We start from the raw sequence: 11,490 nt of genomic DNA on the forward strand, positions 1-11,490 counted from the left end.
TCGGCGCATCGACCACCCAGGAGAAGCACCACCATGGCAGCCCCCATCGAATTCGACGTCACCTACGACCCGAAGTCGCCCGTCGTCACGGTCAAGGCCACCGGCATCACGAACTCGGCCCTCACCGTCCAGGTGACGGCCCTCGACCTCCGGACGGTCACCTTCAACCCCAGGACGCCCCTCTCCGACGTGCTGTCGGGCATCGTCAACGACCTGGCCAAGAAGGCGCCCGGCGCCGTCAAGGACAAGGTCAAGGGCCTGTCCCCCGACATCCCGATCGGCAAGCCCATCGGCTGCGACATCCCGGTCGGCGGCGCGACCGTCCACGTCGGGCTCGCCTCGCCGGAGCTGGGTTCCCACGGCGGCATGCTCATGATCAGCGGCACCGCCGACGTCTCCTGACCGGCCCGGCCCCCTCCGCAACCAGCCCGACTCACCGCAGGAGACGTACGTGAGCAACCCGCATCCCGAACCCCGGCCGCTGTACCTCGCGGACACCCCCGGCTACCCCCTCGCCCGCACCGTGGAGATGCCCGGCACGGTCGGCTACCCCACCGGTTCCCTCAGCATCCGCTTGGGCGCGCTCCAGGTCCGCGCCGAGGGACTGCCGGAGGCCGTCGCCGGAGAGGAGGGCACGTACCGCATCCCGGCCCTCGTCCTCACCGGCCGGTACGCGCTCGACGCCCGCCCCGACGAGATCCGCGACCTCGACACGGCCGGCAACCTCCGCCCGCTCTCCGAGGAGGCGCAGACGCCCACCCTCCCCGCCGCGAGCCGCGCCGCCGTCCCGCACGACCCGCCGGACCCGGACACGCTCGGCAAGTGGCGCGACCGCGCCGACGCGCACCGCGACAAGCTGATGCAGAGCGAGAACGGCCAGCAGCTGCTCATCAAGTACGGCCGGCACAACGAGAGCTACTACGACGCGTTCGACGACCCGGACGACACCTACGGCCTGAGGCAGCTGTGGCGCGATCAGGGCGTCACCCGGCGGGCGTCCGAACAGACCTACGACACGACGAACCCGGGATCGGCCCTCACCGCTCAGCCGGCGGTCAACGACTGGAGCGACTCTCAGACCGGCACCACCTACAACGGTCATGCGTTCAGGCAGCAGAACAACCTCGCCACCACCCTCGGCTTCATGGCGGAAGACGCATCGGACGAGGTCAAGAAGCAGAAGTACACGGCCGCCGCGCTGGAAACCGTCAACTTCGCCAAGGTCGTCGGCACCACCGGCAACACGGACAAGGACACCGAGCCGATGTCCCAGTCCGCCGTCTACACGGCCATCGACGCGCACACGGGCGAGCTGCCCACCACGACGGAAGAGGAATTCGCGCGCCACATGGCCCTGGCCGACGGAACGTACGCCCTGACCGAGGCGGACGAACCCGAGGACTGGCTCACGCTGTCGCCGGACATGCGCGCCCACATCAGGGGGTTCGGGAAGAACGCCTACCGGCTCAAGGCGCAGCGCCGGCCGGCCGCGACCGACACGCTCCACCTCGGTGCCTGCTCCGCCCGGCTCGAAGACACCCTCATCACCGTGGACCCGGACCGGGGCGACGTCACCGTCACGCTGCCCGCCCTCGCGCTGAGCATCGAGGACGAGGGATGGCACGGGCCGGCCGGAGAAGTGGCCAGGGAGCGGCTGCGCACCATGCGCTTCGTCCGGGAACTGCTCCGCGACGCGATCAGCGAGACCGTCCGGCACGCCGCCCTCACCCGTATCGCGGGTTACGCCCCTCCCCAGGACGGGCGGTCCTGATCCGTGCTCATCCTCGACACCTCCACCGCTCCGGCCCAGGATGTCACCGCCGGCATCTGGACGGAGCTCCTGGCCGGCGACCAGCAGCCCTTCGACGAGTTCCTCACCGAGGCCCTCGCACCGCAGCAGGACTACCTCAGCGACACCGAGCGCAGCCTCTACCGGCACGGGAAACGGCTGCGCCCCGCCGTCCTGCTGCTCGCCGCCAGGATGGTCCACGGCTCCGCCCCGTTGCCGCGCAAGGCGGTCCAGGGCGCCGTCTCCCTGGAGATGCTCCATGTGGCGACCCTGATCCACGACGACATCATCGACGGCTCGGCCCTGCGCCGCGGCCTTCCCTCCGTCAACGCCGCGCGGGGCACCGAGACCGCCGTCCTCGTCGGCGACCTCCAGTTCGTCCAGGCCATCCGCGGCTTCGTCCGGGCCATCGACCGGGACCGTGACATGGCGCTGGTCGAGCTGGTCCTGGACACCGCGTTCCAGATCGGCTGCGGGGAGCTGGACGAGCTGCGCACCGACATGAGCCTCGCCCCCGAGCGGCTGATCCAGCGCTACTGGCACACGGCCGACCGCAAGACCGCCGTCCTCTTCGGCCTCGCCGCCGAAGCGGGCGTCACCCTCGCGGGCGGGCGCACCGGTGACGCCCGCCGGGCCGGCTTCTTCGGGCGCCGGCTCGGCCGGGCCCTGCAGGTCATGGACGACCTCTTCGACCTGGCCCAGGGCGAGGCCGACTCGGGCAAGCCGCGCGGGATGGACCTGCTGCGGCGCCGGGCTTCCCTGCCGCTGGTGTACGCGATGCAGGAGCTGGGCCCGGACCACCGGGTGAGCCGTGTGCTGCGCGGGGAGCCCGTGGACGCCGAGGGGCTCGAGCGGTGCGTCGCCCAGGTGCGGGCCAGCACCGGCTTCTCCCGCGCCTACGCCGATGCCCGCACCCAGGCGCTGGAGGCCATCGAGCTGCTCCGTCCCTTCCCGGCGAGCCGCTACCGGTACGCCCTGGAGGACCTGGCCCTGCACGTCGTCGACCGGAAGCCCTGACCGGGCGGCACCCCGGCTCCCGTACCGCACCCCACCCTTCGCACGGTCCCAGGAGGAGCATCGCCATGACCACGGCCCTGGTCGACTTCGTCTACGCCACCATGCACAAGCGGGTCAACGACCCCGACAGCCCGTACTGGCTGCCGAAGATCCTGGAGCAGATCCGCACCCCTGACGACCACACGCTGTCGCCGCTGACGGTGGACCAGTGGGCCCTCGGGGCACTCACCGGGGACCAGGGCGTGTTCATCGCCGACACCATCGCCGACGCGTGGTGGATCTTCGTGAAGCGGGCCTTCAAGAAGGCCAAGGACGCCGGCGTCTCCGGCCTGCCCGCCAACCTCAACGCCTTCATCAGCCAGCGCAGCAACACCGACCAGTACCCCACGCTGGCGCTGAACGGCGTCACCGTGGCCGGCCTGCCGAACGCCGCGGTCGGAGACCTGACCGGCCTCACCCCCACCGAGAACGGCTACCGCGGCACCATCAGGGTCACGACCGCCGCGTACGACTCGCACGGCTACCAGCCGCAGATCACGATCACCGGGAAGTACCAGCTCGACCAGCACGTCGTCGTCATCGACGCGCCACGGGCCTCCGACGTCAAGCCGCCGACCCAGGTGGTGCTCAAGGGCCTCGACGCGTACGGGGTGGACTGGCCGTCCCAGGGCATCGAGGGCCGCGGGCAGTTCCTCTTCACCGTGACCGGTCTCGTCTTCGACGTGCAGCTGAGCATCGAGGCGACCGGGACCGGCGCCGGCCGCACGGCGAAGGTCACCGTGGAGTCGGTCGCCACCGTCGGCACTCCGTCCTTCACCCTCGACAAGGACCACCTCACGATCGAGGGCGACACGGTCTCCGACCTCAACAAGCAGATCTGGATACAGTCCGCCGTGGCGGCGTTCAACACCCCCGACGCCGCCAAGGCCCTCACCGCCAAACTCGCCGACGCCCTCAACGCGGACGACTTCCGCACCCAGTTCTCCGGCTCCGTCACCGAGCAGCTGGACAAGGCGCTCGACAGCGTCTTCGGCACGGGCACGCTCCCGGCGGACAGCGGGCAGCCTCCGGCGGGCGACGGCCCCCTGGAGGTCTACCTCTTCGACCGGGTACGGGCCTCGCTCAACGACACGGGCTCCGGCTTCTACCCGCCGACCGTCGTCACGTCGTCCAGCGACCCGAAGCTCGACCCGCTGGCGATCGACACGATCGACCTCGGTGACCAGCAGGTCATGGGCGTCCCCGTCAACTTCAAGCTGAACGACGTCACGGTCGGCGGCATCTCCGACGTGCTCGTCCCCGCCGGGGACGCCGCTCTCGTCGCCGAAGGCGTCGACGCGACCCTGCGGTTCGGCCGGATCTCCGGGACGCCGATCACCGTCAAGGCCGCGGTCGTGGCCACCTTCGTCAAGTCCGGCGATCACCTCGACGGCACCATGAGCACCACGGCGCAGCAGCCCTCCGTGGCCCTGGGCCTGTCCTTCTCCGGCCCCGACGCCGACAGCCTCACCATCGGCCTGCGCTCGCTCGCCGTCGACGTCGACCCGGCCCGCCTGGACATCAGCGTCCACGTCGAGGGCCTGCCCGACGACGCGCTGCACAAGATCCTCAACACCGCCGAGATCAAGGCCGGCTTCATCAAGGGCATCCAGGACGGCGCCGCCCAGCGCAAGGACGACATCGCCAAGGCCCTGACGGACAACGCCCGCAAGGTCATCGCCGAGAAGCTGTCGGGCTGACCGCAGCGCGGATGCGGGTCCGTGCGCCGAGCGGACCGTACGCACACCCGCTCCCGTACGAGCCGCTCGGCACACGGACCCGCCCCGCCCCGGAAGGCCTCCCGCATGCAGTTCACCGAGCTCCAGGCCATGCTCGACCAGCACACCACCGGCGACACCCTCACCCTCGCGGCCGCCGACCTCGGCCGCGGGCCGGCCGCCGCGCTGGTCGGCACCTGGCTGGACGACAAGACCCTCACGATCAGCGCGCTCCACCGCGAGGACCACCCGGAGACGAAGACCGTCGTCGTCAACGGCGAACTCAGCGCACTGGGCATCACCGGAGCCCAGGTCACCGGCATCGAGTTCGGCCTCGACCCCGTCGACCGGGCCCCGGCCCTCTTCATCCCCCTCACGGCCCCCGGCGGCTGGACGCTCGCCACGTCCTTCCCCGACACCGAAGGCAGCGACCTGGCCGGCCTCGCCTTCGGCAGCCGCCTCCCCGAGCTCCTGCTCACCTCCGCGCCCCGCCCCGCCCGCGACGGCCGCCCCGCCCTCGGCCGGGGCCTGACCTTCCACGCGCCCGAGGTCCAGGACCCGGCAGCGCTCGGATCCCTCGTCGCGCTGGTCCGCCCCGCGCGGGGATCCCTCTCGCTGACCGGGCCCGTGCGGCTCCGGCCCGTCGGCGACAAGGTCGTGACGGACATCGCGCTGCGGTCCGTACCCGAGCCGTCGGGGGAGTTCGGCGGGGACTTCCTCCTGTGGGCGGGATCGCGCGGCGACGGCCCGCCACTGACGTACGGGCTCCGTCTGGCCGCGGACCTCGTGCTGGCGCAGGACGTCGGCGTGGCCGTCAGCGCGCCGGTCCCCGTGTCCGGGAACGAGATCGTGCTCGCCGTGGACGCGCTGCCGGGCGGTGACGTGGGCACCGGCGTCCTCGCGGGGTGGTACGGCACCGGCGCCGCCGTACAGCAGCTGACCTCCCAGGGGTTCACCCTCGGGGACGCCGTCCGGCTCACCGAACTCGGCGTGACCATCGACGTGACGAAGATCGGTCAGGGCCCGGCCGAGGCCCTGACCGCGATCACCGTCAAGGCCGCGGCGAAGCCCGGGGTCTCCTGGCCGATCGCCGGTGACGACCTCGCCGTGACCGGCGTCGGCGCCCAGCTGACCGTCACCGCACCGCTCCGGCCGAGCCGCTCGGCCACCGTCACCGGATACGGGGACTTCGCCGTCGCGGGCACGGTCGCCCTGCACGCCTCCGCCGCGATCCCGCCCGGCAGTTTCACGCTCACCCTGGACGAGGGGACGCCGGCGCAGCTCAAGGACGTGATCCGGCACTTCCTCCCGAAGGCCGACCTCAACGGCGTGCCCGATCTGACGCTCAAGAAGTTCGACGGCACGGCCGTGCCCACGAAGGGCGAGTACGAGGTGTCGGCCGCCGTGGCCACGGAGTGGCACATCGACGTCGGAGCGTCGCGCCTGCAGCTCGACGAAGCCTCCTTGGCGCTGCAGCACAAGAAGGAGGAGGCGGAGGCGGAGGCCCGCAAGGGCGGCAAGCACCGGGGCGCCCGGAAGTCCTGGCGCAAACCGCGGGCCGTAGCGGCGGAAACGCGGGCCGCGGCCCTCACGAGCGACGCCGCCGCCGCCACTGCCGCTGCCGCCGCGAAGACCACCGGCACCCTCGCCGCGAAGGCGACGCTCGGCCCGGCGGCCGATCGCGACGGCGCCATCGCCTTCGACGCCTCCTGGCACCTCCCCGGCACCTTCGAACTCGGCGGCACCTTCCCCGAGATCGACCTGACCGCCCTCCTCAAGGCGCTCGCCTGCGAGATCGACGTGCCGCTGCCCGACGGCCTGCCCACGGTCGAGCTGCGCGACTCGACGGTGAAGCTGCGCCTCGGCGGGGCCCGGGTGGGCGAGCCCGCCGAGGGCAAGGGCTACGAGCTCGCGGTCGGCAGCACGGTCGAGTTCGCCGGGGCCCACGCGCTGACCTTCGTGGGCAAGGCGGCGAAGGACAGCGGCTCCGGCACCCTGTTCGCCGCCGCCTTCTGGCAGGACGGCTGGACGTGGGCGCCGAACCAGGTCCAGGGCTGGTCCGAGGTCCTGGGCATCCTCGGCGACATCACCTTCGCCAAGTCCGGCCTGGCCGTCTGCTCCGCCGACGGCGTCAGCCTGGACGCGGGCTCCCCCCCGGACACGCTCCCGGCCACCCTCGACAAGGGCCTCACCTTCTTCACCGAGATCGGCTTCACCGGGCCGCTGGAGCCGCTCAAGGCCCTGTTCGAAGGCGTGGCCACCGGCGTGCACCTGCAGGCCGTCCTGACCTCGCCGGTGCGGAACTCGGTGTTCAGGGCGTCCATAGCGGAGCAGAAACTGCGGCCCGGCTTCGGCGGACTGGAAGTGGAGATCCAGCCGGCCCAGCTCAGGATCACCCTCAAGACCTCGTGGAACTTCACCGTTCCCGCGATGGGTTCGTCGCCGGAGACACTGCTGCAGTTCGTGGCCGGGGGAACGGTGTCCCGGGAGGGCTTCTCCCTCTTCCTCACCCTCAAGCCCGCCGACGCGGCCCTCGGCACGATCGCCGGGCAGCTCGCCCCGGGGCAGTACGCCTTCGCGCTGGAGGAGCCGGGTCGTACGGCCCTGTCGGCCGTCCCCGTGACCGGCACGGACGGGCAGATCGTGTACGACGCGACCCGTCGGCTGACCGAGGCCGCCGCGCCGCAGGGCGGACCCGCCTGGAAGAACGCCTTCGGCATCGAAGGCTTCGACATCGAGGCGTTCTGGGCGCAGATCGGCACCGGAACGAGCGGCCTCACCCTGGGCATGGGCGGCTCCATCCGCGTCGGCGAGGCCGGGCTGGAGCTGGACGTCGTCGGCGCCCTGGATCCGGAACCCCTCGTCACGGTCTTCCGGTTCTCCCTCACCACCGCCGACAAGGACAAGGGCGTCTCCCTGTGGGACGTCCTGGCGATCGTCGTTTCTCCGCCGGAGGCGCTCGCCTTCCTGAAGAAGATCGTGCTGCACGAGCTGATGTTCTGCGCCGTGACGGTCCCCGGCGGCTGGACGAGCCCGCTGGGCGAGCACTGGGACCAGGGCTTCTACGGCAAGGGGAACATCGACTTCCTCGACAACAACTGGCGCTTCGAGGTCGCCGTCGGCAACGACGGCATCTACGCGAGCAGTGCGATCGCCCACCCCCTCGCCATCGGCGAGGTGTTCACCTTCTCGAACAGCGACGGCACCAAGGGCCCCCAGTACCTCCTCGACACCCGGGGCATCAAGGGCGGCCACCTCCCGGAGAAGATCTTCTGCCTCTCCGGCAAGGTCGCCCTCCTCGGGCTCTCCGTCGCGGTCGAGGCCCGGCTCGGCGGCGAGGGCTTCGCTTTCACCCTCGAAGCCCACCTCCTGGACATCCTGACGTCGGAGATCAGCTGCACCCTCGACACCGGCAGCGGCCTGCACGCCGCCGCGTCCGTCGGCCTGGACTTCAGCGTCGACCTCCCCCGGGGCGTCCTCCTCGGAGGCATCCCCATCGCCGGCGGCACCCTGGTCGGCATCAAGGCGCACGGCGGCTTCGACCTGAAGATCGACGGCAGCGGCGCGAACCTGCGCCTGACGGCCGGCTGCGACGCGTACCTCGCCGGCGTCCACCTGGTCGGGTTCGACCTCGACCTGACCTTCGGCATCCGGAAGTGGGACGACATCGTGGGCTACCTCCAGGACCACCCGGAGAAGCTCTTCGAGAGCCTGGGCCAGGGCATCTGGGACGCCATGAAGGACTGCGCCACCACCAAGGCCGCGGAACTCACCTAGGCCGGATCCACCCGGCCCTCCGGTGCCGTACGGGGCTTGGTGAAGTAGTCCGAGTCCCGGGGGCGGGTCGCGTCGCGGCCGGAGGGCCGGGGTGCCGGTTCCAGATGGGGTATGTGTTTGGAGCAGTGAATGTAGGCCTCCTCGACGGTGAGACGGACCCACATCTCCGGACTGCGCCCGGGCGCGACGTCAGTGGGCAGGCCCGGATGGATACGGCGCAGGTCGCTGTCGCCGTGGAGGCGGGCCACGCCATTGATGTGAAGTCCCACGTGGTGGTGGGTGAAGTCCACGAAGAGCATGCCGAGATGAGGGTTCTCGATCACGTTGCCGGCGCTGGCCATCACGCCGTTCCCGCGGAATTCGGGGTAGGCGAGCGTGCGGGCGTCGATCACGTGGACGAATCCCGGTGGCCCGGCCCGGAAACTGGCGTCGCATTCGCCCCGGGAGTCGGCGGTGGCCAGGAAGACCATCGCCTGCCGGCCGATGAAGTCCCGCATCTCGGGGGTGAGATGGCGCCGCACCTGCTGGTCGTAGAACCGGTCGGCGCGGTCGGCGGTGCCGAAGTGCTGCTGGAGCTGGCGTTCACCCGCTGATCCGAATGGCGGCGGCGGCAAGGTCACGAGGGAGTTCTCCTGGCAGGGGGAAGGTGCTGCGGGATCAGGAAGCGGACAGCACGGGGGTCTCGAACGGGTCGTGATGGATGCGGTCGGGCCGGGTGCCGCTGAGCGTGAGCGTCTCCTTGGCGGAGACGACCATCCGGGCCGGGCCGCTGAGGAAGACGTCGCACTCGTGCCACGGCCCGTATTCGGCCAGCACGTCCGGGAGCGTTCCGCGGATCCCGGGGACGTACTCGTCGGAGACCGCGCCCCTGATGGTCAGCCAGTGGTACCGCTGGGCCATCCGGAGCATGTCGTCGACCCCGTACAGCTCCGCCCCGGTCCGGGCGCCGAGGAACAGGTGCACCTGCCTGCGTCCCCCTCGGCGGGCGACCTCTTCGATGAGGGCGCGGATCGGGGCGAGACCGGTGCCGCCGGCCACCAGGAGCAGGTCCTCGTGCTCGGCCGCGTCCAGGACCATGTCGCCCATCGGGGGCCCGAGCCTGATGACGTCCCCCACCGCCGCCCGTTGCACCAGCGCCTCGCTCACCGAGCCGCCGGGCACGGCACGCACGTGGAAGGTGAGGGTGCCGTCCTCACGAGGCGCGTTGGCGACGGAGTAGTAACGCCACTGCTTCGGCCACCACGGCGTCTCGATGCTCACGTACTGGCCGGCGGCGTACTCGTACGGCATGTGGGGACGTACGGTGATTTCGGCGATGCCGTGGCCGCGCGCGACGCGGTGGACCACCGTGGCGGGCCACACGGCCGGCCGTACCGCCTCGTCCTCCTCGGCCGCGCTGATCATGACCTGGGCGACCGCGCCGTACGCCTTCGTCCAGGCGGCGGCGATCTCCGGGGTCCACGCGGAGCCGGCGTACCGGGCCAGAGAGGCGAGGAGGCATTCGCCCACGGCCGGGAAGTGCGCGGGGAGCGTGCCGAACTTGCGGTGATCGCGGCCGAGGTGTCCGCAGAAGCGGACGAGGTTCCGGGGATCGTCGACCAGGTCCACGACGCGCAGCAGTGCGCGCAGGAGGCGATCGCGCTGGGTGTCCATCCCCGGCGGGAACATGGCACGGACTTCGGGGTAGCGGGCGAAGAGGATGGCGTAGAAGTAGACCGTTATCTCCCCCGCGAGGGGTTCGACCACTGACAGGGACGTCCTGATGAGTCCTATTTCGTGGTCCGACAAAGGCGCTTCCGGCGCGTCCGGGGCGTCTGGCGCATCTGCGGTCTCCGGCTCTCCGTCGTACGCGCCGGCCAGGGCGGGCGCCGGATAATGCGGGTCCGGGTACTCGGGGGCCGGGTGTACGGGGGTGCTGTTCGGACGACCGATCCGGAATCTCAACGGGACAGTGCTCTCCCGTTCGCCGTGCATTCTGAACGCCACTGGGAGCCGAAGGGGATCAACACAAAGACCTCATGGGGTGCCGAGGCGATGAAACGGACTAGCCGCTTCCGGATGCCCTCAGATCCTTGGCGAGGAGAACGGGACAGGAAAGAGGGACTTCTACTAGAACTCGGAGCGAGAACTTGTGGAATCACCCTGACCACCCGTGACCGTTGTGCTGATTTAGGTAACTGTTAGGGAGAATCACCCCCGTTCCCCGACTTGATCACTGACAGTGGAAAATCCGGCGAGACTACCGCCATGGATCTGCTGTCTCTGCGTTATTTCCAGGCCGTGGCCCGCCACCAGCACATCAGCCGCGCGGCCGAGGAGCTCCGGGTCGCCCAGCCGTCGGTGAGCCGGACCATCATCCGGCTCGAGTCCGACCTCGGCGTCCCGCTCTTCGACCGCCGGGGCCGCCGGATACGGCTGAACGAGCACGGCGCGGCCTTCCTCCTCCGGGTCGAGCGGGCGCTGGCCGAGCTCGACGACGCCCGGCGGGAGATGGCCGACGCCGCCGGTGCCGGCCCGGGCCGTGTCGCCGTCGCAGCCGAGACGCTGCTTCAGCTGGCCGGAGTACTGGCCGCGTTCCGCGCACACCGCCCCGGGGTGAAGGTGCACGTGTCCCAGGCTCCGGTGGGCTCGATGCGGCAGCGCCTGAACTCCGCCGAGGTGGACTTCGCCCTGGCCTCCCAGCCGCTGGCAGGGCCCGGCCTGTGCTCCGTGGAGCTGGTGCGGGAGGAGGTGCTGCTGGTCGTCCCGCCCGGCCATCCGCTGGCGGGCCGGGAGCGCGTCACGGTGGCCGAGCTGGCCGACGAGGATTTCGTCAGCACGCGCACCGGGCACTGGCAGCGCGCCCTCCTGGACAGGCTGTTCGCCGGGGAGGGACTCACACCGCGCATCGTCTGCGAGGGCGACGAGGCCGCCGCCACTCCGGAGCTGGTCGGCGTCGGCCTGGGCATCGCCCTGATGCCCGCGATCGCCCGGCGGACGCTCGCCGAGCGCAGCCCGGTGTCCTGGCTGCGGCTGGACGCCGAGGACTGCCACCGGACGCTGACCCTGGTGTGGCGCGAGAACGCCTACCTCTCCCCCGCCGCCCTGGACTTCCGCCGGCTGGCCATGGAGCTCATACCCAGTGAGTCATGAGCACATGACGAAACCGGT

General features: G+C 71.1%; 8 protein-coding genes. 6 read left to right on the forward strand and 2 right to left on the reverse strand.

The window, feature by feature from the left end; translation table 11 throughout:
* Positions 1–33 precede the first annotated feature (33 nt).
* The 5 genes from ACOTKD_RS03455 (at position 34) to ACOTKD_RS03475 (ending at position 8,340) form a co-directional block, all read left to right on the forward strand.
* On the forward strand, positions 34–402 hold the full coding sequence (locus tag ACOTKD_RS03455) for a hypothetical protein (protein WP_424887322.1): 369 nt from the start codon (positions 34–36) through the stop codon (positions 400–402).
* Between the two features lie 49 nt (positions 403–451).
* Positions 452–1,771, forward strand: a complete 1,320-nt coding sequence (locus ACOTKD_RS03460; RefSeq protein ID WP_424887323.1) for a hypothetical protein — start codon at positions 452–454, stop codon at positions 1,769–1,771.
* A 3-nt stretch (positions 1,772–1,774) separates the two neighbouring features.
* Complete coding sequence (locus ACOTKD_RS03465; protein WP_424887324.1) at positions 1,775–2,806, forward strand: polyprenyl synthetase family protein; 1,032 nt, start codon at positions 1,775–1,777, stop codon at positions 2,804–2,806.
* Positions 2,807–2,871: 65 nt separating this feature from the next.
* Positions 2,872–4,545, forward strand: coding sequence for a hypothetical protein (locus tag ACOTKD_RS03470; protein WP_424887325.1), 1,674 nt, complete (start codon positions 2,872–2,874; stop codon positions 4,543–4,545).
* A gap of 105 nt (positions 4,546–4,650) precedes the next feature.
* Positions 4,651–8,340, forward strand: a complete 3,690-nt coding sequence (locus tag ACOTKD_RS03475) for a hypothetical protein (RefSeq protein WP_424887326.1) — start codon at positions 4,651–4,653, stop codon at positions 8,338–8,340.
* Here the strand turns inward: ACOTKD_RS03475 and ACOTKD_RS03480 are convergent.
* A complete protein-coding gene (locus tag ACOTKD_RS03480; protein ID WP_424887327.1) occupies positions 8,337–8,960 on the reverse strand; it encodes a pyridoxamine 5'-phosphate oxidase family protein in 624 nt (207 codons plus the stop codon). The genes ACOTKD_RS03475 and ACOTKD_RS03480 overlap by 4 nt on opposite strands.
* Before the next feature lie 37 nt (positions 8,961–8,997).
* A complete protein-coding gene (locus ACOTKD_RS03485; RefSeq protein WP_424887328.1) occupies positions 8,998–10,086 on the reverse strand; it encodes a globin domain-containing protein in 1,089 nt (362 codons plus the stop codon).
* Positions 10,087–10,587: 501 nt separating this feature from the next.
* Between ACOTKD_RS03485 and ACOTKD_RS03490 the strand changes: the two genes are divergently transcribed.
* Positions 10,588–11,472, forward strand: a complete 885-nt coding sequence (locus ACOTKD_RS03490) for a LysR family transcriptional regulator (RefSeq protein ID WP_424887329.1) — start codon at positions 10,588–10,590, stop codon at positions 11,470–11,472.
* The last annotated feature ends 18 nt before the right edge of the window (positions 11,473–11,490 follow it).

This window comes from Streptomyces sp. XH2 (assembly GCF_049725035.1).
Taxonomy (GTDB): Bacteria; Actinomycetota; Actinomycetes; order Streptomycetales; family Streptomycetaceae; genus Streptomyces; species Streptomyces roseoverticillatus.

What these genes read in the sequence shown, in the direction of transcription:
- ACOTKD_RS03455 (WP_424887322.1), top strand. Translation starts at nt 34, where the DNA reads ATGGCAGCCCCCATCGAATTCGACGTCACCTACGACCCGAAGTCGCCC.
- ACOTKD_RS03470 (WP_424887325.1), top strand. Translation starts at nt 2,872, where the DNA reads ATGACCACGGCCCTGGTCGACTTCGTCTACGCCACCATGCACAAGCGG.
- ACOTKD_RS03475 (WP_424887326.1), top strand. Translation starts at nt 4,651, where the DNA reads ATGCAGTTCACCGAGCTCCAGGCCATGCTCGACCAGCACACCACCGGC.
- ACOTKD_RS03490 (WP_424887329.1), top strand. Translation starts at nt 10,588, where the DNA reads ATGGATCTGCTGTCTCTGCGTTATTTCCAGGCCGTGGCCCGCCACCAG.